22 protein-coding genes and 2 pseudogenes are annotated in these 23,942 nt (G+C 64.9%); 10 read left to right on the plus strand and 14 right to left on the minus strand.

Going from position 1 to position 23,942, the window contains the following annotated elements:
• Nucleotides 1-36: 36 nt before the first annotated feature.
• Both ACSC1W_RS13110 and argS read left to right on the plus strand, forming a co-directional pair.
• On the plus strand, nucleotides 37-279 hold the full coding sequence (locus ACSC1W_RS13110) for a hypothetical protein (protein WP_435347972.1): 243 nt from the start codon (nucleotides 37-39) through the stop codon (nucleotides 277-279).
• A gap of 107 nt (nucleotides 280-386) precedes the next feature.
• A complete protein-coding gene (argS, locus tag ACSC1W_RS13115; RefSeq protein ID WP_435347974.1) occupies nucleotides 387-2,141 on the plus strand; it encodes an arginine--tRNA ligase in 1,755 nt (584 codons plus the stop codon).
• Nucleotide 2,142: 1 nt separating this feature from the next.
• Here the strand turns inward: argS and ACSC1W_RS13120 are convergent, their stop codons facing one another.
• Together ACSC1W_RS13120 and minD are read right to left on the minus strand one after the other, a co-directional pair.
• Entirely contained in the window at nucleotides 2,143-2,277 is a 135-nt protein-coding gene (locus tag ACSC1W_RS13120) for a hypothetical protein (protein WP_435347976.1), read from the minus strand.
• Nucleotides 2,278-2,400: 123 nt separating this feature from the next.
• Complete coding sequence (gene minD / locus ACSC1W_RS13125) at nucleotides 2,401-3,228, minus strand: cell division ATPase MinD (RefSeq protein WP_435347978.1); 828 nt, start codon at nucleotides 3,226-3,228, stop codon at nucleotides 2,401-2,403.
• Between the two features lie 285 nt (nucleotides 3,229-3,513).
• Here minD and prf1 point away from each other — a divergent pair, with 285 nt between their 5' ends.
• The 3 genes and pseudogenes from prf1 to ACSC1W_RS13140 form a co-directional block, all read left to right on the plus strand.
• The gene (gene prf1, locus ACSC1W_RS13130) at nucleotides 3,514-4,755 is read left to right on the plus strand and encodes a peptide chain release factor aRF-1 (protein WP_435347980.1); all 1,242 of its coding nucleotides are present in this window, start codon (nucleotides 3,514-3,516) and stop codon (nucleotides 4,753-4,755) included.
• An 89-nt stretch (nucleotides 4,756-4,844) separates the two neighbouring features.
• On the plus strand, nucleotides 4,845-5,450 hold the full coding sequence (locus tag ACSC1W_RS13135; protein WP_435347982.1) for a hypothetical protein: 606 nt from the start codon (nucleotides 4,845-4,847) through the stop codon (nucleotides 5,448-5,450).
• A gap of 151 nt (nucleotides 5,451-5,601) precedes the next feature.
• Nucleotides 5,602-5,685, plus strand: a pseudogene (locus ACSC1W_RS13140) (hypothetical protein); the annotation flags it as partial.
• Nucleotides 5,686-5,700: 15 nt separating this feature from the next.
• On the opposite strand, the gene ACSC1W_RS13145 reads toward ACSC1W_RS13140, so the two are convergent.
• From ACSC1W_RS13145 to ahaH, 10 genes are all read right to left on the minus strand, one after another.
• The gene (locus tag ACSC1W_RS13145; RefSeq protein ID WP_435347984.1) at nucleotides 5,701-6,093 is read right to left on the minus strand and encodes a DUF6276 family protein; all 393 of its coding nucleotides are present in this window, start codon (nucleotides 6,091-6,093) and stop codon (nucleotides 5,701-5,703) included.
• A gap of 43 nt (nucleotides 6,094-6,136) precedes the next feature.
• Nucleotides 6,137-6,820 carry a V-type ATP synthase subunit D gene (locus ACSC1W_RS13150; RefSeq protein WP_435347986.1) on the minus strand — a complete coding sequence of 228 codons (684 nt, stop codon included), beginning with the start codon at nucleotides 6,818-6,820 and terminating at the stop codon, nucleotides 6,137-6,139.
• Nucleotides 6,821-7,034: 214 nt separating this feature from the next.
• Entirely contained in the window at nucleotides 7,035-8,441 is a 1,407-nt protein-coding gene (locus ACSC1W_RS13155; protein WP_435347988.1) for an ATP synthase subunit B, read from the minus strand.
• Nucleotides 8,442-8,443: 2 nt separating this feature from the next.
• A complete protein-coding gene (locus ACSC1W_RS13160) occupies nucleotides 8,444-10,213 on the minus strand; it encodes an ATP synthase subunit A (protein ID WP_435347990.1) in 1,770 nt (589 codons plus the stop codon).
• A 3-nt stretch (nucleotides 10,214-10,216) separates the two neighbouring features.
• Complete coding sequence (locus ACSC1W_RS13165; RefSeq protein ID WP_435347991.1) at nucleotides 10,217-10,540, minus strand: V-type ATP synthase subunit F; 324 nt, start codon at nucleotides 10,538-10,540, stop codon at nucleotides 10,217-10,219.
• On the minus strand, nucleotides 10,537-11,589 hold the full coding sequence (locus ACSC1W_RS13170; protein ID WP_435348347.1) for a V-type ATP synthase subunit C: 1,053 nt from the start codon (nucleotides 11,587-11,589) through the stop codon (nucleotides 10,537-10,539). Before ACSC1W_RS13170 ends, ACSC1W_RS13165 begins: the two co-directional genes overlap by 4 nt.
• Nucleotides 11,590-11,665: 76 nt before the next feature.
• The gene (locus tag ACSC1W_RS13175) at nucleotides 11,666-12,250 is read right to left on the minus strand and encodes a V-type ATP synthase subunit E (protein WP_435347992.1); all 585 of its coding nucleotides are present in this window, start codon (nucleotides 12,248-12,250) and stop codon (nucleotides 11,666-11,668) included.
• A gap of 22 nt (nucleotides 12,251-12,272) precedes the next feature.
• Nucleotides 12,273-12,569, minus strand: a complete 297-nt coding sequence (locus ACSC1W_RS13180) for a hypothetical protein (RefSeq protein WP_435347993.1) — start codon at nucleotides 12,567-12,569, stop codon at nucleotides 12,273-12,275.
• Nucleotides 12,570-12,763: 194 nt separating this feature from the next.
• Complete coding sequence (locus tag ACSC1W_RS13185) at nucleotides 12,764-14,965, minus strand: V-type ATP synthase subunit I (protein ID WP_435347994.1); 2,202 nt, start codon at nucleotides 14,963-14,965, stop codon at nucleotides 12,764-12,766.
• Entirely contained in the window at nucleotides 14,952-15,284 is a 333-nt protein-coding gene (gene ahaH / locus ACSC1W_RS13190) for an ATP synthase archaeal subunit H (protein ID WP_435347995.1), read from the minus strand. Before ahaH ends, ACSC1W_RS13185 begins: the two co-directional genes overlap by 14 nt.
• Before the next feature lie 124 nt (nucleotides 15,285-15,408).
• Between ahaH and ACSC1W_RS13195 the strand changes: the two are divergent.
• Nucleotides 15,409-16,029, plus strand: a pseudogene (locus ACSC1W_RS13195) (methyltransferase domain-containing protein); the annotation flags it as partial.
• Nucleotides 16,030-16,325: 296 nt separating this feature from the next.
• On the opposite strand, the gene ACSC1W_RS13200 reads toward ACSC1W_RS13195, so the two are convergent.
• Nucleotides 16,326-16,802, minus strand: a complete 477-nt coding sequence (locus ACSC1W_RS13200; RefSeq protein ID WP_435347996.1) for a type IV pilin domain-containing protein — start codon at nucleotides 16,800-16,802, stop codon at nucleotides 16,326-16,328.
• A gap of 49 nt (nucleotides 16,803-16,851) precedes the next feature.
• Nucleotides 16,852-18,048 (minus strand): DUF7096 domain-containing protein, encoded by a 1,197-nt coding sequence (locus ACSC1W_RS13205; RefSeq protein ID WP_435347997.1) that lies wholly within the window; start codon nucleotides 18,046-18,048, stop codon nucleotides 16,852-16,854.
• A gap of 156 nt (nucleotides 18,049-18,204) precedes the next feature.
• On the opposite strand from ACSC1W_RS13205, the gene ACSC1W_RS13210 reads away from it, so the two are divergent.
• The 4 genes from ACSC1W_RS13210 to ACSC1W_RS13225 all read left to right on the plus strand — a co-directional run bounded on the left by ACSC1W_RS13210 (nucleotide 18,205) and on the right by ACSC1W_RS13225 (nucleotide 23,937).
• Entirely contained in the window at nucleotides 18,205-19,461 is a 1,257-nt protein-coding gene (locus ACSC1W_RS13210; RefSeq protein ID WP_435347998.1) for a helix-turn-helix transcriptional regulator, read from the plus strand.
• 90 nt (nucleotides 19,462-19,551) lie between these two features.
• Entirely contained in the window at nucleotides 19,552-20,349 is a 798-nt protein-coding gene (locus tag ACSC1W_RS13215) for an electron transfer flavoprotein subunit beta/FixA family protein (protein ID WP_435347999.1), read from the plus strand.
• Entirely contained in the window at nucleotides 20,346-21,302 is a 957-nt protein-coding gene (locus tag ACSC1W_RS13220; protein WP_435348000.1) for an electron transfer flavoprotein subunit alpha/FixB family protein, read from the plus strand. The genes ACSC1W_RS13215 and ACSC1W_RS13220 overlap by 4 nt, the downstream gene beginning before the upstream one ends.
• 253 nt (nucleotides 21,303-21,555) lie before the next feature.
• Nucleotides 21,556-23,937, plus strand: a complete 2,382-nt coding sequence (locus ACSC1W_RS13225) for a methyl-accepting chemotaxis protein (protein ID WP_435348001.1) — start codon at nucleotides 21,556-21,558, stop codon at nucleotides 23,935-23,937.
• Nucleotides 23,938-23,942: the final 5 nt, after the last annotated feature.

The following is a 23,942-nucleotide window of genomic DNA, read 5'->3' on the forward strand; positions in this document are numbered from 1 at the left end:
CCGTCCTTCTTGCATCTGCGGGCCCTAGCGACCAGTATGCTCCTCCGGACAGCCCTGGCCGTACTCGCGCTCGTCGAGGTCGTCGCCCCCCGTCGTCTGGTCGACTTCTGGATGCGCCTCGCGACGAAGAACGACGACGTCGAACTGCGCTCGTGGGTCTACACGGCCGCGCGCGCCGAAGGCGTCCTGATACTCCTGTGGCTGCTGACGCGCGGACGCGACGAGACCGGGGCCGAACCCGAGGCCGAGGCCGATATCCGCGTCGAGGCGGAGACCTGAGAACGCCCCTGGACGCCGGCGACCCCGATGCCGTCACGACGAGCGACGGCTGAACGGGGTGCCGGCATTCAGAAACCCATTTACAGTCCCCAGCGGTACGTGGGCGTATGTTCCTGCAGTTGCGGTCGGAGGTCGAGGACGCCCTCACCGGGGCGCTCTCGTCGCTCGACCTCCCCACCGACGACCTCGGCATCGAGGAGCCACCGGAAGACGTCACGGCCGTCCTGGCCTCCAGCGTCGCCTTCCGACTGGCCGGCGAGGTCGGCGCACCGCCGCCGAAGGTGGCCGCCGACGTCGCAGCAGAGATCGACCCCGACGACTACGAGTACGTCGGCGACGTGGTGACACAGGGCCCGTACATCAACGTCCTCCCCAGCGACGCCTACTTCGCCGGGACGCTCGACGCCGGCCAGGCATCGGACTACGGCCACCTCCCGCCGAAGGAGGAGTCCGTCGTCGTCGAACACACCTCCGCGAACCCGACCGGCCCCATCCACGTCGGGCGTGCACGCAACCCCATCGTCGGTGACGCCGTCGCCAACGCGCTCGACTACGCGGGCTACGACGTCCACCGGCACTACTACGTCAACGACGCCGGCCGGCAGATGGCCGTGTTCACGTGGGCCTACGAGACCTTCGACGAGTCGGACCTCGACGCGCCGCCCGAACGCGACCGCATCGAGTACGACCTCGTTCGCTACTACCGCAAGGGCAACGCGTTCCTCGAAGCGGCCGACCCCGTGGACGCCGAGGACGCCGAGACCGAGATACAGGCCATCATGCAGGGCCTCGAGGACGGCGACGAGGACACGTACGAACGCGTCTCGGCGGTCGTCGACCAGGTCCTCTCGGGGATGCAGGAGTGCCTCGCCCGCCTGCCCGCCGAGTTCGACGAGTTCGTCAAGGAGACGCGATTCATGCGCGACGGGTCGACGGACGAGGTCGTCGACCGCCTGAAAGCGTCCGAGTACGCCGTCTACGAGGACGACGCGTGGCAACTCGACCTCACCGACTGGGACATCGACAAGCAGTTCGTCTTCCTGCGCTCGGACGACACCACGCTCTACACGACGCGCGACCTCGCTCATCACGAGTGGAAGTTCGAGAACTACGACCGTGCCGTGACCGTCCTCGGCGAGGACCAGGGCCTCCACGCGGACCAGCTACGGGCCGCGCTCGAGATACTCGGTAACGACACCGACCAGCTCACGGAGGTGCTGTACGGCTGGGTGAACCTCCCGGGCGGGGAGTCGATGTCCACCCGGCAGGGCACCGGCGTCGACCTCGACGACCTGCTCGACGAGGCCATCGACCGCGCCCGGAACGAGGTCGAGACGCGCATGGAGGACCGCATCCGCGACGACGACCTCACCGACGAGGACGTCGAGCGCATCGCCCACCAGGTGGGCATCGGCGCGGTCCGATACGACATCGTCTCCAAACAGCCCACGAAGGCCATCACGTTCGAGTGGGACCGCGCGCTCGACTTCGAGGCCCAGTCCGCACCGTACGTCCAGTACGTCCACGCGCGCTGCTGTGGCATCCTCGACGACGCGGGCGAGGTTCCGGACGCGGTCGACGCGAGCGTGCTCCACCGGCAGGAGTCCGAGGACCTGCTCCGGGTCATCGCCCGGTTCCCGGCGGTCGTCGAGGAGGCCGCGGTCGACCTCGAACCCCACACGGTCGCCACGTACACGCGGAAGTTCGCGGAGACGTTCAACGCGTTCTACCGCGAGTGTCAGGTTCTCGGTGCCGAAGACGAGGAACTGCGCGCGGCCAGAATCGCGCTGGTCGCGGCCGCACGCCACACGATCGCCAACGCGCTGTCGATACTCGGCGTCGCCGCGCCACGGTCGATGTAGCTCAGACGAGCGGTAGCAGGACCTGCCCGAACAGACTTCCGCCAACGAGAAGAACGGCGGCGACGCCGGCGGCGAGCGTCAGCGAGATGAACAACAGGACCCACGAGAGTGGGATCGAATTGCTGTCGTCTGCCATACTCGAAACTATCGGCTCGGTTACCCATAATGGTTTCCTGTCGCGTCGTTCGGCCGGTTCCGGCAGCCTGTCGGTCACGGCCGGTCCGACCGTCGGGGACGTCGACCTCCGTGATGGCCGCCGTCAGTCCTGGTCGACCTCCGAGATGGCCGCCGAGACGTCGTCCTCGCTGGCCGCGTCCGAGCCGGACTTGCCGGCCGCCGCCGTCGTGCTGAACGTCGGCATGTCCTCCGGTCCCGCCTCGCCGAGCAGTCGCGCCGCGAGGTACCGGTAGGCGCGCGACGCCGGCGTCTTCGGGTCGTGGACGACCAGCGGCGTCCCGGCGTAGACGCTCTCCCGGACGGTCAGGTCCTCGGGGATGGTCACGAGCAGTGTGAGGTCGAGTTGCTCGGCGATTCCCTCGTGGTCGACGTCGCTCGACGGTCGCGTCCGGTTGAGGATGATGCCGGCGATGGTGCCACCGGCGCGTTCGGTCAGGTCGCAGGTCTTGCGGGCGTCCTGGACCGAGGCGGGTTCGGGCGTCGAGACGAGGAGGACGGCGTCGGCCAGACCGAGCGGGAGGACCGTCTCGTGGCTGACCCCGGCACCGACGTCGAGGAGGACGTAGTCGAAGCGGTTCCGCAGGTAGTCGACGACGTCCCGGAGGTTCTCGGTCTGTACCGACGCGTAACTGTCGAGTTCGATGCCGCTGGGGACCGCCCAGATCCCGTTGGCGAGTTCGTACGTCGCCTCGGACACGTCCGCGTCGTCGGCGAGGACCTGATGGAGCGTCGTGTCCCCGGGGGAGAGACTCACGAACCCGGCCAGGTTGGCCATCCCGAGGTCGACGTCGACGATGACGACGCGGTTTCCCGCCCCAGCGAGTGCGGTTCCGAGGTTCACTGTCGTCGTCGTCTTTCCGACGCCCCCCTTCCCACTTGCGATGGCGTACACCGTCTCCTGCGTGGTCATGTGTCTGGACAGAATCACGGCCGACTAATAAAACGTGATACCCTTCCATCGGTGGTCACCGGCGGCACCGGGCCCTCCGTTCGGGTACGTGGCGAACAGGTGGCACCGGGCTACGTCGACCCCCGGGGCGTGCCACGCACCCGCCTCGACCACCGGGGGACCCTCGTCAGGTCACGCCGTCTCTGGTCCCGTCACCACACTTGAACCCACGTCCGCCTAGACCCGTCGGGGGCGTGCGTTGGGCAAGGAACAGTTACTTACCGTGTGCAGGGCCTAGAGCCGACAATGAGTCAGCAGGAGGGCGAGGAGCAGTCCGACCGCCGAAAGTACGAGTTCCGGAAGGTCATCGAGGAACTCGACGAGTACGAGGGGTCGGGTACGCAACTCGTCAGCATCTACGTCCCCGAGGACAAGCAGATCAGCGACGTGGTCGCCCACGTCACACAGGAGCACAGCGAAGCCTCGAACATCAAGTCGAAGCAGACCCGAACGAACGTCCAGGACGCCCTCACGAGCATCAAGGACCGCCTCCGGTACTACAAGAACCCGCCCGAGAACGGGATGGTGCTGTTCTCCGGTGCCGTCGACTCCGGCGGCGGTCAGACCGAGATGGTGACGAAGGTGCTCGAATCGCCGCCCCAGCCCATCGAGTCGTTCCGGTACCACTGCGACTCTGCGTTCTTCACCGAGCCCCTGGAGCACATGCTCGCCGACCAGGGCCTGTACGGACTCGTCGTCCTCGACCGACGCGAGGCCAACGTCGGGTGGCTCAAGGGCAAGCGCGTCGTGCCCGTCAAGTCCGCCTCATCGCTGGTGCCCGGGAAACAGCGCAAGGGTGGCCAGTCAGCACAGCGGTTCGCCCGCCTTCGGCTCGAGGCCATCGACAACTTCTACCAGGAGGTCGCCGAGATGGCCAACGACCTGTTCGTCCCCGAGCGTCACGACATGCAGGGCGTGCTCGTCGGCGGTCCCTCGCCGACCAAGGACGAGTTCCTCGACGGCGACTACCTCCACCACGAGATTCAGGACAAGGTGCTCGGCAAGTTCGACGTGGCCTACACCGACGAGTCCGGTCTCTACGACCTCGTCGACGCCGCCGAGGACGTGCTGGCCGACGCCGAGATAATGGAGGACAAGGAGCTGATGGAGGACTTCTTCAAACAGCTCCACGACGGCAACAAGGCGACCTACGGGTTCGAGCCGACCCGCGAGAACCTCGTCATGGGCTCCGTCGAGACGCTGCTCATCTCCGAGGACCTCCGGAAGGACGTCGTCGTCTACGACTGCGACGGCGACGAGGAGTACGAACTCGTCGACGCCCGGAAGAACACGCCCACCCACACCTGCGAGGACGGCACCGAAGCCGAGGTCGATGAACGCGAGGACGCCATCGAGTTCCTCATGAACATCGCCGACCAGCGCGGCACCGAGACCAAGTTCATCTCCACCGACTTCGAGAAGGGCGACCAGCTCTACAACGCCTTCGGCGGCATCGCGGGCCTGTTGCGGTACTCTACTGGGGTCTAAGGTTACTCTTTAGTTTTAAATCAAACAATAAAAACACCATAGAACCATCTGACAGAAGATATTTATCGCCATGCTCATATTTGGCGGAAATGGATCGAAGAACGGTGATAGCCAACGGGTTATCCACTCTATCAATCCTTGCTTCGTCCGGTTGTCTGTTCGGTATCAACGGAAGCAGGGCTTCGGAACTACGAATTGAAACGGAACCAGTGACAATGACACAAATCTGTGAGCGCTCAATCCGAACGTTTGATAAGTTGGATCGACGAGATGAAAACCACGTCGAAGATGTAATAGAATCTAACAACTCATCAACCTCAACTGAATTCACCTTCGAAGAGGAGATCTACCTGCAGTTCCAGGATAAATATTACCATGTGAGTGTGAACGAGGAAGGGGAAAACTTCGTTTACTCTCTCGAACTGATTGCAGATTCAGTTGGTAAATTATGCGAGGTAATTATTAGACAACAAGTGATTCATATTACTCATGAAACTGTGAACGAGAACATATATGATACAATTCACCAAGCAGTGGATACGAGTCAGTTCAGGTCGTCTCCTCTAAACGATTCCGCAGTTGACACCTACGATTTTTTGACGGATAACAACTACGGTGGTCGGAACTATCCGTTCTATATACGATTTCGGGAAGGATATTACAAAGTAACTATGAGCTATGATTCTGGAGAATGAGAATTATTCGGTATTGTTGCTATCGAGATTCGTCAAGGTCGCCTGTGAGACAGGATAGGCCCAGCTATTCGTTCCCTCACCGGCAGTGTGGTCCAAGTCCGGATTTGGATTCTCTTTGCCACAGTACAGAAAGTACTAGCAAGAGGGACCCTCCACCGACTTCGAGAAGGGCGACCAGCTCTACAACGCCTTCGGCGGCATCGCCGGACTGCTGCGGTACTCGACCGGCGTCTAAACTCGTACTACCGTCTCACCCCATCAACTGCTCCAGCTGATTCCGTCGTCGTCCGATGGCGACCGAGGGCTTCAGGCCCCCGTCCCCCTCCAGTTCCTCGAGTACCAGCATCGGGTCCGTGCCGCGGTCCTCGATGCGTTCGAGCAACGTCTCTATCTTCGACCGGTTCAGTGCGAGCGAGGAGAGCAACCCGACAACGAGCGCCATCTCGACGGCCGACGCCTCGTCGACGGCGAACGCCTCGCTCACCCTCGTCAGGTCGCCGTCGCCCTCGACCGACTCTGCGGGCTGGACGTTCAGGCAGGACGTACAGATGGCCGCCGCCGACCCGCCGCCCGGCGCGTACTCGGAGAGTTCGGCCGGGACGGCGAACGAGACGGTGTCGGAACGACACTCTGAACACTGCATACGGCTCCAGACACAGGGAGCCCTCTAAAAACTAGGCGCGGGTTCAGTCGGCAGTGACCGCTTCTGCCGTCTCGGCGTCGGCCTCGGCCGCTTCCTTCTCGCTCTCCTCTTTCTTGTCCTTGATCTTCTTCATCCGGAAGATCTCCTCGCGCTCCTGTTCCTCGAGCTTCTGGTCGATGAAGTCCTTGTTCTCGTAGAGCTCCGGCAGGAGCTTGAACTCCAGCGCGTTGACGCGGCGCTTGGTCGTCTCGATCTCGGTCAGCATCTTCTTCATCGCGGTCTCGACCTCGGCCGCGAGGATGATGCTCTCGAGCAGTTCCTCGTACGCTTCCGCCGCCTCGTCGATGCGGGCGGAGGTGCCGAGGACGCCGTACCCGCGGTCGCCGAGGTCCTTCTGGACCTTCGAGGACTCTATCTGGGGCACGACGACGCCCATGATGTTCCGGGACTCCGTGGTTATCTCCGGGTGTTCCTTCAGCGCGGCTGCGGCACCGCGAACTGCGACGTCGCCCTCCATCGCCCGCGCCATGTTGATCTTCTTCTGGGCGTCCTCGTAGTTCGACTCCAGGTTCGACCGGACGTCCTGTGCCTGGTCGAGGATGTCCATGAACTCCATGATGAGGCCGTCCCGCTTCTTCTCCAGCGTGTCGTGGCCCCGCTCGGACAACTCGATGCGGTCCTCTATCGCCATCAAGTTCTTCCGGGTGGGCTTGACGTCCTTGGCCATTAGGTGGCCGTAGCGCGGCCAGCCTGTTAACCCTTTACGATTCCCTTTACTGATCGTCCCCGTGCGCGACGGACGTCGAACTGCCCGTGGCGGTCCGGTCGGGGCGTCACGGAGTGGCGAACCCGCCGCCGCGACGGGCCGGTCGGCTCACCCGAAGAAGCGGCGGACAGTCTGTCGACTGGTCGACGATGCGTCGCGAGAACGAGAGGGCGGTCTATGCCTCAACGGCCGCCGCGTCCTCCCGGTAGTACTCCTCGATGAGGTCCTCGTCGATGCGGTTGAGTTCCGTCTTCGGGAGCATCGACAGGAGGTCCCAGCCGATGTCGAGGGTCTCGTCGATGGAGCGGTCCGTGTCGAAGCCCTGGTCGACGAACTCGTCCTCGAAGCGCTCGGCGAAGTCGAGGTACTTGTTGTCACGCTCGGAGAGCGCCTCGCGGCCGACGATGTTCACGAGGTCGCGCAGGTCCTGCCCCTCCGCGTACGCGGCGTAGAGCTGGTCGGAGACGTCGGCGTGGTCCTCGCGGGTGAGGCCCTCGCCGATACCGTCGTCCATCAGGCGCGACAGGCTCGGCAGGACGTTGATCGGTGGCTTCAGCCCCTGGCTCTCCAGGTCGCGGTCCATCATTATCTGCCCTTCCGTGATGTACCCGGTCAGGTCCGGAATCGGGTGCGTGTCGTCGTCACCCGGCATCGTGAGGATGGGAATCTGCGTGATGGACCCCTCGACGCCCTTGAGACGGCCGGCGCGCTCGTACAGCTGGGCGAGGTCGGTGTACATGTACCCGGGGTAGCCACGACGGCCCGGGACCTCCTCGCGTGCGGCACCGATCTCGCGCAGCGCCTCACAGTAGTTGGTCATGTCCGTCAGGATGACCAGCACGTGATAGCCCTTGTCGAACGCGAGGTACTCGGCGGTGGTGAGCGCGAGTCGCGGCGTGACCGTCCGCTCGACCGCGGGGTCGTCCGCGAGGTTCATGAAGACGACCGACCGCTCCAGCGCACCGGTGCGCTCGAAGTCGGCCATGAACTCGTTCGCCTCCTCGGCGGTGATACCCATCGCGCCGAAGACGACCGCGAACTCCGAACCTTCGTCGTCCTCGCCGCCTTCCTCCTCCGGCACGGTCGCCTGACGGGCGATCTGGAGTGCGAGGTCGTTGTGCGGCAGGCCGGACGCCGAGAAGATCGGCAGCTTCTGGCCGCGGACGAGCGTGTTCATCCCGTCGATGCCCGAGACGCCCGTCTGGATGAACTCCTCGGGGTACTCGCGGGCGTAGGGGTTGATCGCCTCGCCGACGATGTCGCGTCGTTCGTCCGGGACGATGTCGGGACCGCCGTCGATGGGGTTCCCGGACCCGTCCAGCACCCGCCCGAGGAGGTCCTCGGTGACGGGCATCTTCATCGTCTCGCCCATGAACCGGACGGACGACTTGGTGTCGATACCTTCGGTGCCCTCGAAGACCTGGATCGCGACCAGGCCACTGCTGGATTCGAGCACCTGTCCGCGCTTGGTGTCGCCGCTCGGGGTCTCGATCTCGACGATCTCGTCGTAGCCGACCGGCTCGTCGACCTCGGCGAACACCAGCGGGCCGCTGATTTCTGTAATCGTCTGGTACTCCTTCATTGTTAGTACAGCTCCCGGAGCTGTTCCGTGATGTCTTCTTCGAGGTCCTCGATGAACGCCTCGGCCTCGTCGTCGGGCGTCGTCGCGATGCGGTTCAGTTGCGGCGCCGCGTCGATGGACTGTATCTCCTCGACGGGGACGCCCGCGTCGAGTGCCTCGAACGCTTCGTCGTTGAAGTGCTTGATCGCCGTGAGGATACCGTAGGTCTTCTCCGGCGGACAGTACTGGTCGACCTCGGTGAACGCGTTCTGCTGGAGCCACGCCTCGCGCAGGTAGCGCGCGATCTCGAGCGTGAGCTGCTGGTCCTCGGGAAGCGCGTCCTTACCGACCAGCTGCACGATCTCCTGCAGTTCGCCCTCCTCGTCGAGCACGTCGACCGCCCACTGGCGCACTTCCGGGTAGTCCTCCGCGACGTTCTCCCGGTACCAGGGGTCGAGCTGGTCCTGGTACAGCGAGTAGGACTCGTTCCAGTTGATCGCGGGGAAGTGCCGACGTTCCGCGAGGTCGGCGTCCAGCGCCCAGAACGTCTTCACGATACGGAGCGTGTTCTGGGTGACCGGCTCGGAGAAGTCCCCGCCCGGCGGGCTGACCGCACCGATGACCGAGATGGAGCCCTCGGTACCGTTGATGTTCTCGAAGTAGCCGGCGCGCTCGTAGAACTGCGAGAGGCGCGCGGCGAGGTAGGCGGGGTAGCCCTCCTCGCCGGGCATCTCCTCCAGCCGCGAGGATATCTCGCGCATCGCCTCGGCCCACCGCGAGGTGGAGTCGGCCATCAGCGCGACGTCGTAGCCCATGTCGCGGTAGAACTCCGCGATGGTGATGCCGGTGTAGACGCAGGATTCGCGCGCCGCCACGGGCATGTTCGACGTGTTCGCGATGAGGCACGTCCGGGCCATCAGCGGGTTGCCGGTCTGCGGGTCGGGCAGTTCCGGGAAGTCGTCGATGACCTCGGTCATCTCGTTGCCACGCTCGCCACAGCCGATGTAGACGACGATGTCCGCGTCGGCGAACTTCGCGAGCGACTGCTGGGTGACAGTCTTCCCGGACCCGAACGGGCCGGGAATCGCGGCCGTCCCACCCTTCGCGAGCGGGAACAGGCCGTCGAGGATTCGCTGGCCGGAGACCAGCGGCGTCGTCGGCGTCTGCTTGTCGACGGTCGGACGGGACTCACGGACCGGCCACTCCTGGAGCATCTGTATCTCCTCGCCGCTGTCGAGTTCGACGACCGTCTCCTCGACGGTGAACTCGCCAGAGTCGATGGACGTGACCTCGCCACCCTCGTAGTCGGGCGGCACCATGACCTTGTGCTCGATGGTTATCGTCTCGGGGACGAGACCGACGACGTCGCCGGGCTCGACGACGTCACCTTCCTCGACCTCCGGGTTGAACTCCCACGTCTTCTCCAGGTCGATACCCGGCGCGTCGACCCCGCGGTCGAGGAACGCCGAGTTCATCTTCTCCTGCAGGACGTCGAGCGGGCGCTGGACGCCGTCGTAGATGGTGTCCAGCATGCCCGGGCCGAGGTCCACGGACAGGGGTTCGCCGGTGTTCTCGACGGGTTCGCCGGGGGAGACGGCGGACGTCTCCTCGTACACCTGGATGGTGGACAGGTTTCCTTCTATCTCGATGACCTCGCCCATCAGCCCTTCGTCGCCGACGTAGACGACGTCGTTCATCTTTGCGCCGAGGTCCGTGGCGGTCACGACTGGACCACTCACGCTCTCGATGACGCCGTCCTCACGAACGGCGTCGGTGTCTGTTGCTTGACTCATGTGTTAGTCTTCCTCCATCAGGTCGATACCGATGGCTCGCTTGATCTGTTCGCGCAGCCCGCTGCTTCCGGCGTCGCCACCGAGGGTGACGAACGTCGGTTCGACGCTCGTCTCGACGACGCGCCGCGGGTCGCGGGAGAGGTGGTCGAGGTCGTCGGCGTGCATGACGACGATACCGACCCCCTCGTCCCGGGCGACCGTCTGGACGGCCTCGTCGAGGCGCTCGTCCTTCTCGTCGTCGGGAACGTTCTCGAACTTCCGGACGCCCGCCAGCCGGAACCCGGTGGTGAAGTCCGGACTGCCGATGACGGCTATCTCCTGGCTCATATGGTGACCAGCTCCGCTTCGATCTCGTCTTCGCTGAGTCCCGCCTCCTTCCCCCGCGCGATGGCACGGATGTTGTCTATCTCCCGCTCCTTCGCGATGATGTACGCGAGAATCGGCGTGATAGAGATGGGGAAGGAGTTCGAGAAGTGGTCGGCGTACTCCTGTAGCGCCGCGTCGAGTGCGTTCTCGAAGCCGATGAGGCTCTCCGCCTCCTCGAGTTCGTTCAGCGCGGTCGATAGCTCGTCGCCGTACGTGCTGTCTCTGATGCGTGCGACGAGTTCGTCCGTGTTCGTCACGAGGGCACTCAGTTCGGTCTCGTCGAACAGGCGACCGCCCTCGATGAAGTACTCGGCCGGGTCCATGTCCGCCCCACTCCGGGAGAGTCGGAGCGCGTTCCGGACGTTACGGAAGTCGATCTCGGCCTGGAGGAACTCCAGATACATCGCCGTCGGACTCGTCGGTTCCTCGACCGTCCCGACGTCGTCGAGCAGGTGCTCGTAGAAGGCCCGGTCGACGGCGTTCTCCAGCGGAACGAGGACGTTCGACTCCTGGTACTGGCCGAACGCGTCCTCCAGTCCTTGACCGAAGATAGTCCCTTCGGAGAGCTCGACGACGTTCTCGATGTCCTGGGCGTCGAGTAACTGCGACAGGAACTCGTCGTCGAACTCACCGGCGCGGATGAGGTCCGCTTCGATCTCGTCGCGTGGCGATTCGGCGTACAGGCCGCGGAGAACCGTCTTGAGGTTCCACGCGTCGAATTTGCGCAGGTACGCGGCGAGCTGGTCGTAGATTCGACCGCCCGACCAGCCGAGGATGTCTTCGAAGTGCTTCGCGAGGTTGCGGTTCAGCGCGTACTCGATGAGGTCGACGCCGCTGTACCGGGACCCGAGCGCGTTCATCTCTGCCTCGTACTCGGTCTCCTCCATGTAGCGGGCGATCTCACCCGTCCCCATGCGTACGAGTTTGCGGTAGTCCTCGTCGTCGTACAGCTTGGCACGACGAGCCCTGACGCGGGCGTTGACGTACTCCGGGTTCGAACCGCCGTCCATCGTGTTCACGCCGAATCACCGCCGGTCGCGGCGCGTGCGGACACCGTCAGAGCCGTCCGAGCGGTACCGAGCGTGCTCATTGCTCTTCGAACAGTTGGGAGCTTATCTCTCGGAGTTCGTCCTCCCAGACGTTTTCGAGCACCGAGTCGAACGTGTTGTTGACCCGGAGGCGACTCTCCTCGCTCTCGACGACGACGCCGCCGAGACAGTCGTACTCGCCGGCGTACTCGTAGCCGTCGTAGTCGGCGAGTATCGATTCGAGCAGGTCCTGGTCGTCGGCCCGACCGTGGACGCGAACCGTGTCGGCGTCTTCGAACTCGGTCGACGCGGCGTCGAGCAGTTCCCGGGTGAGCTCCTCGCGGTCGTCCCCGTCCAGCTCGACGATGGCGGTCTCGACCTGTTCGCGGACCGACTCCAGCACGTCTCGGCGAGCTTCGAGGCGCATCTGCTTGGCCTCGAGCTTCGCACTCGACAGTTCTTGCTCTCGTTTCTGTGCGACTTGTCGGTCCGCCCGGCGCTCTGCTGCTTCGAGCGTCTCTTCGGCGTCGGCCTCGGCCGCTTCGATCAGCGATTCAGCCTCTGCCTCGGCCTCGGCGCGTATCTCTTCCGCACGCGCGCGGGCTTCTTCTCGTATGTCCTCCGTTACTGTGTCTAAACTCATGGTGGAGAAAGCCGGGGGGTGCTCAGACGAAGAGCGCGACCAGTGCGAAGATTACCAGCGTTTCGGGAAGGACCGTCAGGAAGACTGCGATACCGATGCTGAGTGAATCTTCCGCCAGTGCGCCGATGGCGGACGAACCGATGCCACGCTCCGCGTAGCCCGCGCCGATGGCCGCCAGACCGATTCCGATCGCGGCCGCACCCTTCTGGGTGATCGCAGGACCGCTCACCTGTGGCTGTGTCTCCTGGAGGAGGAGCGATCCGAGGTCAGTTGCGCTGCTCAGTGCTGCCGAACCGATGGTGGAAAGAGCTTCGAACATAGTGTGTACGTATTCCTCTTGGTCTGTAACCGGACAGTCGGTAGTTGACGCCAGAGGCTTCTTAAAACTTCCCAAAAGAATCGGCCGATGTAGGCCTCCAACTGTACGTATTCCCGGCCGAGGCGGATTATACTTTCGATACCGACGAACCACTTCCGGCGGGCTCGAGTCGGACGACAGAAACGATGGCGCGGTCAGTCTTCGGCGGTGAACTCGCGTTCGTAGCCGAAGGGCGTGAACTCGCGGCCGTCTCCCTCGTAGAACTTGTCGAAGAACTCGACGTACTCGAGACGGATACCCTGCAGGCCGGCACTCGTGATGCCGAGCAGGAGCACGGCGATGTGGCCGACCACCAGCAGGAGGACGCCGACGACGATCGTCCCGACGCTCCCGTGGAGCAGGCCGCCGAACATTATCTCGGTGACCTCGTGACCGTGGACCGTATCGCCCACGTGAGGCATGTGGCCCGTACCGAAGTGCCAGACCTCGTCACCCGGTTCGCCCGTGACGTACACGCCGAAGAAGAGGAGGTTGACGACGAACGCCATCCCCGCCTTCGCCAGCAGCACGGCCGCGAGCCGAAGGTACGAGAGCACGTTGACGAGCACGTTGACGCTCTCCAGCGGACCGACCATGATTCCCGGTGCGCCCATGTGCTTGTACTCGCCGAACGTCATCACGACGAGTCCGACGGCGAACATCCCGAGGCCGACGACCGCCGCCGCCTCAGGCAGACCCGTGTAGCCGAGGTCGAACGCCGCGTTCTCCCCGCCGAGCGTCGTGAACAGGAAGCTGGGCTTCATGCCCTGGCCGGCCTTGCTGAGGATGGCCACCCACAGGCCCAGCATCATCACGAGCCACGAGAGGTCGTGGTACAGTACGTCCCTGAGTCCGTGGTCGAGGTTGTTGACGACGCCGAAGAAGTACCCCACCGTCATGTGTGCGAGCCCAGCGAGCAGGCTGAGGAACAGCCAGGTCTGGCCGTACTGCGAGTAGTGGGGCTGGAGGCCCTTGTGCATCGGCGGGCCGCCTTCGCCGAACAGCACCTCACCAAGGACGTGCAAGCCGAATATCTCGCCGTAGAGGATGCCGAACAGCATCGTGAACCCACCGGCCCACATCGCGATGCCACCGAGACTCCTGATGGCGTCGTTGTCGAACCGCGTGTACAGGAGGAAGCCGGCGGCCGTGTAGAGGATACCGTACCCGAGGTCGCCGATCATGAACCCGAAGAACGCCGGGAACGTCAGCATGAGGACGAACGTCGGGTCGAGTTCGTCGTAACTCGGCAGGCCGACCATCCTGGTCAGCAGTTCGAACGGCTCGGCCGGTTCCGAATTCTCCTGCATCGTCGGCGGCGCGTCGTTCATCGTGACGATGCCACCGTCGGCCGCTGCTTCCGGCTTGCCGCTGGCGGTTCCGTCCTCGGTGACGTGTTCGGTATCGGTCGCGTGACCGTCGGTGTACTCGGCGCGCTCTATCTCGTCCACGTCGACGCGGTTCCCGACGGCGTCAGCGAGCCTGCTCTTCAGGCGGTCGACCATGTCGGTCGGAATCCAGCCCTCGGCGATGAACGCGCTCTCGGTGGTCGCGAACTGGAGCGGTGCCTCGGACTTCTGGACGTCGATCGTCAGGCGTTCCTCGGCCGCGAGCAGGAAGCCAGCGGCGTCGAGGCGAAGTTCTTCCATCTCGTCCTCGGTCGTCGCGAGCTTCGACTCGAGTTGCTGTTTGCGGTGCTGAAGTTCCTCGATGTACTCGCTCGCCTCGCCCTCCGCGTCCGGGACCTCCGTTCGCGTGAAGTTCGCCTGGACGAGCAGGTCGTCGAGGACGCTCTCGCGTGCGTTGGACTCGGGGTACGCGAAGACCGCGACGAGGTCGTCGCCGACCTCGACGTCGAACGCACGGATCGCCGCCGCGTCGTCGAGTTCGGCGCGGACTGCGTCCGGGTCGCCCTGACCGACGGCGACCTCGAGCGAGTCGTAGCCAGAGAGGAGGTGCAGCGGGATACCGAGCGAGATGAACGGTTCGATCGCTTCGATCTCCTCTTCGGTCTCCCGGAGTTCGGACTCGATGTCGTTCCGGCGGTCGTCGAGCTGGTTCGCCTCCGTGCGAATCTCCTCGAGTTCCTCGTCGAGAGCCTCGTCGGTCACGATGCGACTCGGACCGGCGTGTTCCTCGTCGACGTCGAGGATAGTCTCGATGGAACGGACCGTGACGAGCTTCTCGGACGCGTCGTCGGCGCCCTCGATGGGAGTCCCGTTGTCGAAGCCCTCCCAGGAGCCGTCGTAGTCGCTCAGGTGAAGCAGGTTCAGGTCGTGTGCCGTTTCGATGACGTCGTCCATGACCGCCTTGGACCCCGTCACCGAGACCTTGCTCATCTTCTCAGGTCTGAGCATGTACCTCCTCCTGGAACACGTCGAGGACGTACGCGACGACGTCGTCGATACGACCGTCGGCCTGCTCGCGGAGTGCTTCGCGTTCGGCCTCACCCTCGGAGAGGATGCGGTCGCGTTCCTCGGCGATCTCTTCGCTGGCCGTCTCGAGGCGCTGTGTCTCCAGTTCGCGTGCTTCCTCCTCCGCCTCGCGGCGAATCTCGTCGGCACGCGCCCGGGCCTCGGCGATTCTGTCGTCGCGGTCGGATTCAGCCTCGGCGACGATCTGGTCGGCCTCTGTCTCGGCCTCCTGTATCTGTTCGAGAACCTGTGGCCTCGGCATGGATTGAACGGTCGAAAGTTTACACAGCGCGTATAAGGTAGTTGCGAAAGGCGTTCGCCCTTCCACGGCCCTCGTTCGTCTCGTCGCGATAGAACTATGGGCCGAGGTTCCCAAAGGCCGGGCAATGGGAATCCTCGAAAACAAGGCGCGCGCACGCCTGTTCTACAAGTATCTCTCGAAGGTGTACGACACCATCAACCCGTTCATCTGGAACGAGGAGATGCGAACCGAGGCCATCGGGATGCTCGACATCGAGCCGGACGACCGCATCCTCGACGTCGGGTGTGGGACAGGCTTCGCCACGGAGGGGCTCCTCGCCCACGAGAACGTCGACGAACTCTGGGCGCTCGACCAGTCGCCCCACCAGCTGGAGAAGGCCTACGCCAAGTTCGGCCGGCGAGGGCAGGTACACTTCCACCTCGGCGACGCCGAGCGACTCCCCTTCGCGACCGATAGCTTCGACGTCGTCTGGTCCTCGGGGTCCATCGAGTACTGGCCGAACCCGGTCATGACGCTCCGCGAGTTCCGCCGCGTCGTCAAGCCCGGCGGGCAGGTACTCGTCGTCGGGCCGAACTACCCGAACACCACCATCATGCAGAAGATCGCCGACGCCATCATGCTCTTCTACGACGAGGCCGAGGCCGACCGGATGTTCGACGAGGCCGGCTTCGAGGACGTCCAGCACCGGCTGATGGGCCCGGAGTACGACCCGGACATCGCCATCACCACGCTCGCGCGTGCACCCGTGGACGACAGCGACGGACCCGACACCAAAGACATCAAAGCCAGCGACGGACCCGGCACCAAAGACATCAAAGCCAGCGACGGACCCGGCACCAAAGACATCAAAGCCAGCGACGGACCCGACACCAAAGACATCAAAGCCAGCGACGGTTCAGGCAGCGGTGAATAGCTGGCGGGCCCGTGGCCGTCGGTGTCCCGACGCTCGGTTCCGAACAGACCGGCCTCTCCGAGTTCTGTCTACCCCTCTCCTCGGTCTGAGTCGTGACATCGAAACCAGCCCGATGTCGAGACGAATCGCTAACCGGCGAGCACCCGAATCTCCCCCGCGACTCCACCGTCCACGACGAGCGTGACGACCACGACCGACCCCCGGTCGACGGTCGGCGCGTTCGTCCCCGCGACGACGAAACTCGCCGTCTCGCCCGCCGTCCAGCGCTGGTCGGCCGCCGGGTTGAACGGTCCCGTCGTCCCGGAGACGAACCCACGCGCCGAGAAGAAGGGTACCGGGGGCTGGTGTGCGAGTTCCTCGCCGTCGACGGTGACGACGACTCGCAGGTCGTCCACGTCGACTGCACGGCCACCCCGGTGCGTGAGCGTGATGCGACCCGTCGAGGCGTCGGCCGTCGCCGCGAAACTGGCGCGGGTCGGTTCGGCCGGTTCGGTCGCAGTGGCGAGGTCGAACGCGCCGACGGCGACGACGCTCGAGACGGTCAGCGTGAGCGCGACCAGGAGGACGATGCCGACGACCGGACTGACTGCGCGAGCGGCGAGCACGCCACGTCTGGCCCCGGCTTCTGATAAAAACGGTGGCCCGACCGTGCGGTCAGGGCGACACCGAGACGTTGACGGGGCCGTCCTGGGTCCGGACAGAGACCTCGTACTCGCCCGCCGGCTGGAGTATCCAGAGTGAACCGGCGCCGTCGGTCCGGCCGACGAGTTCGCCGTCGACGTACACCGACGCGGTGACGGGGTCGCCGGTCAGCGCGTCCGTGACCACGAGTTGCGCAGGCCCGTCGTTGGCCGTCTCGCTGAGGGAGACAGTGGTGGCGTTGCCCGTCTCGTTGTGGACGGTGCTGGTCGGGAGGTCGCTCATCCTGAGCGTCTGGTATTCGCGGTAGACGGACTGGGTCGACCCGTCGGCGTACACCCGGATCGAGCCCCAGTCGCTGGTCTTGTCGTAGAACCAGTTGCCGGTCCCCGTCGGCCGCAGGGTGCCGCCGTTCTCCGTCTCGATGAACGGGTACTGCTCGCTGACGAAGGCGAGGAACGAACTCGAGTTGAACCCGTCCGAGGGGTCGGTGTCGAAGTTGTCGATTCGGACCGCCTCCCGGTAGTACTGGCTGTCGAACTGGGACTCGGATATCGACTGCAGGACGACCCCCTGGCCCGAACCAGCGACGTGGACCATGACGGGGTCCTCCCGGTCACCTTCGATGGCGTCGAGGACCTGGCTCCGGATGGGCGTTCGATACTCGTTCGTCCGCCGGTGAAGCGTCCCGAGTTCGACCCCGTACCCGTTCTCGATTCTGGAGATGGCCTCGTCAAGGTGGACCGCCCGGGCGTGGACCATCGCGAGGCGACGGGCGAGTTGTTCGTCGGTTATCTCGCCGTTCCCGTACGCGAGGATGGCATCGCGTTCCCGGGAGCGCATGTCGTCGATGCCGCGGCGTATCTGGTCGACCTCGCTATCGACGAGCGCCTGCTGTGCTTGCGGGGAGGCGGCCTGCTGGACCTGTACCGAGAGGTGTTCGAAGTTGAAGCCGTGCTCCAGTCGCTGCCCGGTCATGGCGACGGTGCTCCCGAAGTCCATGCCCGGTTGCGAGTAGTTCTGCCGCCCCACGGAGTCCAGTCGAAGCCGGCGGGTCGTGTTGTTCGCGACCGCTGCGTCGACGGCCTGCGTCGACGCCGCCTCGACGGTCGATGGGTCAGAAGGGGGCGCGTCCACGCCGGTCCCGGCTACCGACGCCGCGGGGGACGCGGTGAGAAGGGCCATCAGGACGAGTAACGTGAGACGACTCATTCACCTACCCCGTACAGGTCACTGATACAAAAAGCGGTCGACGTTCCGTTACGGGCCCTGCGGAGCGGGGAGAATCGCCGAAACCTTTCATAACGCCCGCTGACGTTTTATCGGGATGGAAAGCGTTTTTTCATATGAGCAACCACGTGGGTTCGTATGCGGTCACTCCCCGTACTCGTGGTTGCCCTCTTTGCCCTGACACTAGTCGTCGTCCCGGCAGTCGGCGCGCCCGGTGAAACAGGGAGTACCCCGACCGCACTCGACGGCGAACGGACGGCCACCGAGTTCGAACCTGCGGCCCCGCACACCGTCATCGAGGTGAACGTGACGGACAATGGCGACGCGCGGTGGTCGATAACCTATCGTTACGTCGTCACGGGCGACAACGAGACGACGGCGTTCCGGCAGTTCGGAGAGAACGTCGCGAACGGGGACGAAGCCGTGGGCTTCTCGCCACGGACGTTCCAGCAGTTCGCCACGCAGGCCGAAGCGTGGACCGGGCGCGACATGCGGGTCGTGAACGCTGGCTGGGAGGAGGTTCGACTCGCGGAACGCCAGCCAGAGAACGGGACGACGACGACACGGGCGACGACGACGGGCACCGGGGCAGGTCAGACCACCGCGTACGTCGGCGAACTCACCTACTCCTTCACCTGGACGAACTTCGCCGAGGTGCGCCAGGACACCATCGTCGTCGGCGACGCCTTCGGGACCGAGGACCAGACGTGGTTCAACAGGCTGTACGAGGGGCAGCGACTGATAATCGACGGACCGGCCAACTACGGCATCCGCGACTCCCCCGACGACAAGGGGCCGAACAACGGGACGCTCCGGTGGGACGGCCCCGTCGACTTCGAACCGGGATACATCGACGTGACGTACTTCGACCCCGGGACGGAACCCATCGAGGGCATCTCGCCGATACTCGTCGGCGCCGGGGTCGGCCTGCTCGTCGTCGTCGTCGCCGCCGGGGCGTACCTGTTCGCCAGCCGCCGGACGGACCGCGAACCCGGACAGCCCACCACGACGCCGAACGGCGGCAAGGCGGCCGCCAGCGGAACGACCGACGGCGGGTCGTCGAGTGGCGGCCCGGTCGTCGAGCGTTCGAGGAGTGGGACGGGCCCGGCCGAGCCCTCGGCAGACGTCGACGGGGACGACTCCGACGAGGAAGCCGAATCCATCGACTCCGAACTGCTCTCGGACGAGGAACGGGTCCTTCGACTCCTCGACGAGAACGGCGGACGGATGAAGCAGGCGAACATCGTCAAAGAGACCGGCTGGTCGAACGCGAAGGTGTCGCAGTTGCTCTCCGGCATGGACGAGGACGACGAGATACAGAAGCTACGCATCGGACGTGAGAATCTCATCACGCTGCCGGACGAGAACGTCGGCGACTTCGACGACGACCGCTGACGAACGTCGCCGAGAGGCCTGCACAAACAGTTTTTGGCGGACGCGGTGTTTCGTAACCATTTACGTAGGGGCCAGCGTTAGACCCGGACGATGAAAGTTCTCGTGACCGTCAAGGAGGTGGCCGCCGTCGAGGACGAGTTCGTCATCGACGGAACGTCCATCGACGAGACGTACCTCGAATACGACCTCAACGAATGGGACGACTACGCGGTCGAGGAGGCCGTCCAGTTGCAAGAGGCGGGCATCGCAGACGAGGTGGTGACCGTCACCATCGGTCCGGAGCGCGCCGAAGAGACGATTCGGATGGCGCTCGCGAAGGGTGCCGACCGTGCGGTCCGCGTCTGGGACGACGACATCGCCGCCACCGACCTGCTCGACGTCGGGTCCAAGACCCGCATCCTCGAACGCGTCGTCGAGGAGGAGGACCCGGACCTCGTCCTCTCCGGCGTCCAGGCCGACGACGACGGGTTCGGGGCGACCGGCGTCTCTCTGGCCGACGCACTCGGCTTCGAGTGGGCCGCCGTCGTCAACGCCCTCGACCACGACTCCGTCGCCGAGGGGACCGCCTCCGTCCACCGCGAACTGGAAGGCGGCGTCGACGAGTTGACCGACGTCGAACTCCCCGCTGTCCTCACCATCCAGACTGGTATCAACGAGCCACGGTACGCCAGCCTCCGTGGCATCCGCCAGGCCCAGCGTAAGGAGATCGCACCGCAGACCCTCGGCGACCTCGGTCTCGACGCCGAGTCCGTCGAGAACGACCTCAGACTCACAGACATGTACGAACCCGAGAGCGAGAGCGACACCACCTACTTCGAAGGTGGTGCTGCCGACGAGGCCGAACAGCTCGCTGACCTGCTCCGCGAGAAGGGGGTGGGTGCCCAATGACGGACGTCCTGGCCATCGCCGACCACCGTCGTGGCGAACTGCGCGACGTCTCGTTCGAACTCGTCACCGCCGGCCGCGAACTCGCCGACGAGACGGAGGGCGACCTGCACGTCGCCGTCATCTCCGGCGAGGTCGACGAGTTCGCCGAACAGCTCGCACTCGACGGCGTCGACACCGTGCACAAGGTCTCGAACGGCGAGGAGTTCAACCACGACGTGTACGTCCAGGTCGTCGAACAGCTCTTCGACGCGGTCGACCCGCAGTTCCTGCTCGCCCCCAACTCGGTCAACGGACTGGACTACGCGCCGGCGGTCGCCAACCGGCTTGGCCTGCCCTACGTCAGCGACGTCGTCGGCCTCGCGACCAACGGAGCCGCGCTGACGGCGACCCGGGAGATGTACGGTGGCAAGGTCGAGACGACGACCGAGGTCGAGGCGGACCAGGTCGCCATCTCCATCCGGGGTGCCGAGTGGCCCGTGGCCGAGTCGGCCGGTGAGCCGGCCATCGAGTCGTTCGAGGCCGAGATAGACGAGAGCGCGGTCCGGTCGACCGTCACCGGGTTCGACGAGGTAGCGGGTGGCGACGTCGACATCAGCGAGGCGGACATCCTCGTCAGCGTCGGGCGTGGCATCGAGGAGGAGGAGAACATCGAACTCGTCGAGGAACTCGCGGACGCGCTGGGTGCGACGCTGTCGTCGTCGCGACCCATCGTCGACGCCGGCTGGCTCCCGAAGAACCGGCAGGTCGGCCAGTCGGGCAAGGTCGTGACGCCGGACGTGTACATCGCCATCGGCATCTCCGGGGCGGTCCAGCACGTCGCCGGCATGAAGGGTAGCGACACCATCGTCGCCATCAACACCGACCCGAACGCGCCCATCTTCGACATCGCAGACTACGGCATCGTCGACGACCTGTTCGACGTCGTTCCCGAACTCATCGAACAGTTCGAGTGAGCGACCCGGGCGACCGGTCGCCCGACGCCACCAGTTCTCGGCACGATTCCACAGACGTACCAGCGTACGTATATTACCTGCCGTCGGTGAGCCAGACTGGCGAACCCGACAACGGTGCGCATTCTGCACCAGTAAGAGGCCATTATCGGGTGGCAGGAACCCCAGAACCATCGAATCACGGAAGTATATACCTGTGTGAATAGTCAGATAATCCGAGATAAGGTACATAGGCCTCCACGCGGGTACTGGTTGTATGTCAGATGCGTTGGGGCGACTCGTCCCCGAGCCGATACGGCGGAACTACGCAGTGAAGTTCTCGCTGGCACTGCTCATCGTGATAGCCGTCATCGGCGGGGTCGGGGCGTTCATCTACCTCGAAACGGGGTCGCAACTCGCGGAGGACACGAGTCGTGACCTCCAGACGAGCGTCGCCATACAGCAACAGTTCATCGACCAGACGCTACAGCAGACCCAGGCCGAGGTCGCCGGGCTCAGCACCTCCAGTTCGGCCCAGAACACGGAGACACTGTCCGAGACGCAGGCACTGATGCAGAACGCTGCGTCGCCGGCCTACGTCGACTCCATGTACTACGTCAACACGGAGACGGGAGAGGTGTTCGCCCAGACGGGGTCCGGGACCGGAATCGCCGACGGGTCGCTGACGGACGCCTTCCAGCAGAGACTCTCTACGATGGAGTCGGTGCCGCCCGGACAGACGGCGACCAGCGCGCCCTTCGAGACGACCAGTACCAACGCCGGCGACGAGATGCGCGACCGACAGGACAAGGACGTGATGCTCGTCCGGAGCCGGGTGCCCAACGAGGAACAGCGCTCGTTCGTCGCGGTCCTCGACATGCAGCGCCTGTCCGTGACCGCGCTCCCGCAGGTGTCCTACGGCGAGGTCGTCGTCCTGGACCAGGACGGGAAGGTGATGCTGTCGGGTAACCGGAGCAAGTTGCTGACCCAGGACGTCGTCGACCCGAGTCGACTCTCAGACGACGAACTCGACACGGTCGCGACCGACGATGGAACCGTCGTCGTGGGTTCGCAGTCGTTGACCTCGGAAGACTGGGTCGTGACGCGACGCGTCCCCGAGTCCGAGGCGTTCGCCATCCAGAACTCCATCAGGACGCAACTGCTCCTGATGGTCGGTCTGGCCCTCGGGAGCATCGCAGTCATCGGGTTGACCATCGGCCGGAACACGGCGACCTCGGTGTCTCGGCTCTCCGAGCGTGCGAAGGCCATCGAGGACGGGAACCTCGAGACCGAGATACAGTCGGAGCGCGCGGACGAGATCGGTGCCCTCTACGGCACCATCGACAGCATGCGACGGTCGCTCAAGGAGCAACTCGACGCCGTCCAGACCGCCAGAGACGACGCCGAGGACGCACGCGCCGAGGCGGAACGGCTCAACAGCCACCTCGAACAGAAGGCCGACCAGTACCGCGACGTGATGCAGGCCGCGGGTGCGGGCGACCTCACCGTCCGGATGGACGCCGACTCCGAGTCCGAGGCGATGACGGCCATCGCGGAGGAGTTCAACAGCATGATCACGGAACTGGAGACCACGACCGACCGCGTCAAGGCGTTCGCGGGCGACGTCGCGACGGCGTCCGAGCAGGTCACGGCCTCCAGCGAGGAGGTCCGGTCCGCCTCCGAGCAGGTCACCGAGTCCATCCAGGAGATCTCGGACGGCGCGGAACGACAGAACCGGTCGCTCCAGTCCGCCAACTCCGAGATGGACCAGCTCTCGACCACCACCGAGGAGATCGCCGCCTCGTCCAACGAGGTCGCAGACCTCGCCGAACGAACGGCCGAGACCGGTCGAGAGGGACGCGATGCCGCACAGGAGGCCATCGAGGGCATGGCCGCCATCGAGGACGAGTCCGAGGAAGCGGTCGACGCGATCCAGAGCCTCGAGGACGAGGTCGCACAGATCGACGAACTCATCGACTTCATCACCGAGGTCGCAAAGGAGACGAACATGCTGGCGCTCAACGCCAACATCGAGGCGTCGCGCGGCGGTGACGGTGGCGAGGGCGACGGCTTCGCGGTCGTCGCACAGCAGGTCAAGGAACTCGCACAGGACACCAAGGAGACCGCCGAAAACATCGAGCAGCGACTCGAACGCATCAAGGAACGGACCGACGCAACCTCCGAGGAGGTCCAGCGCACGTCCGACCGCATTGCCGAGCAGGCCGGGTCGGTGAAGGCCGCCGCGGCCGCGCTCGACGACGTCGCCGAGTACGCGACGGAGACGAACGAGGGCGTCCAGGAGATATCGGCGGCGACCGAGCAACAGGCGGCCTCCACCGAGGAGGTCGTCGCCATGGTCGACGACGCGGCGACCATCTCGGAGGAGACCACCACCGAGGCCGAGAACGTCGCCGCGGCAGCCGAGGAACAGACCACGTCGCTAACCGAGGTCTCGAACAGCGCGAGCGAACTCGCGGACCAGGCCGGTCACCTCAGCGAGGCGCTCGACCGGTTCGACACCGACGTCGAGCGCGACGACGGCTGGGAGGTCGCGCCCAACGTGCTGGAAGACAGCGACGCCGACTACGTCGCCTCACCCGACCCCGCGCCCGGCGGTGAGAACGACGAGGACGACAACCCGTTCGAGTTCCAGGGGTGAGCCCG

It is taken from the genome of Haloarchaeobius marinus, from assembly GCF_051207415.1.
In the GTDB taxonomy this organism is placed as follows: Archaea; Halobacteriota; Halobacteria; order Halobacteriales; family Natrialbaceae; genus Haloarchaeobius.